The organism is Streptococcus vulneris, assembly GCF_019218685.1.
Classification (GTDB): domain Bacteria; phylum Bacillota; class Bacilli; order Lactobacillales; family Streptococcaceae; genus Streptococcus; species Streptococcus vulneris.
Window position 1 is genome coordinate 1 of the sequence record NZ_JAHUZC010000044.1, and the last position, 326, is coordinate 326.

The following is a 326-nucleotide window of genomic DNA, read 5'->3' on the forward strand; positions in this document are numbered from 1 at the left end:
GCTCAGGCCCAGGCGCAGCACGCGCAGGCGGTCGCGCGTGAACGGCGCGTCGGTGATGTCGGTGGCGACGTTGCGCACGTCCAGCATGCCGAAGGCGCGCAGGTTCTCCAGGCGCGTGCGGATCAGCGGATAGGTGAGGGTGACCGAGTAGGCCTGCACGTCGCTGGCGACGTTCAGCAGCGCCAGGTCGCGGCCCGGCTCGCTCTTGGCATAGCTGGCGGCCAGGCCCAGGGTCAAGCCGCTGTCGCTCACCAGCATGTCGTAGTTGGCGCCGATGGCCTTGCTGCGGTAGGCCGGAAAGCCCAGGCGACCGGTCAGCGTCAGGC

Annotated in this window: 1 protein-coding gene; it reads right to left on the reverse strand. The window is 70.2% G+C overall.

Translation table 11 applies throughout. The features are described 5' to 3' along the window. Positions 1 to 326: hypothetical protein (locus KUA57_RS09525; protein WP_218494163.1), on the reverse strand; the 326-nt coding region annotated here is incomplete at both ends.